Source organism: Psychrobacter sp. 1Y4 (assembly GCF_051847555.1).
Genome location: NZ_JBPYDE010000904.1, coordinates 1 through 575, shown reverse-complemented (window position 1 = coordinate 575; position 575 = coordinate 1). Strand labels below are relative to the sequence as shown.

The window sequence follows — 575 nt, the reverse complement described above, 5'->3', positions numbered from 1 at the left end:
AATCAGATTTTTAGCAGTTGTATTGGTTTATAGCTGGCACTTTATGAATCGTTCATTCAGAGTGTGTGCATAGTAGATGAGGTTATAATCAATTCAAAATAGCTAAGAGGAGTCGGCTATGGTAAAAATTCGTGAAGGATTACCGCTGGTGGATGGACAAACCACGCAGGCCGATAGTGCAGCACTTGCGGCGCAATTGGTGGCGAGCCAACGCTCCCACCAGTCTGCCAATAGTTACGCCCAAATTCCCCTCGATATCAAATACCAGCTGTCAACTCACAAGCTACATACGACTTTCGATCGATCAGCGGCACATACTTATGATGGCCTCGACCCCACGCTTGAAAATGAGTATCTGGACAATACCTATACGCTATCAGACGAAGAGCTTGAATCAATTGATTTAGATCAAGCCAATATTGATGTACCCACTTGGCTCGACAATGTGGCGAAGCGTATCGGACAAGAGTCCGTACCTCACCTGAGTGCTGCTTGTGAGTTCATCCGTAGTCACATGAATACTAGCGAGTCTGAGCGCTCAGGTGCTTACGTCACTGGTATTGGCATGACAGACA

At 46.3% G+C, this 575-nt stretch carries 1 pseudogene; it reads left to right on the top strand.

From position 1 onward, the window contains the following. Window positions 1–118: 118 nt before the first annotated feature. Window positions 119–575: pseudogene (locus ACS8FC_RS19510) on the top strand (RelA/SpoT family protein); the annotation flags it as partial.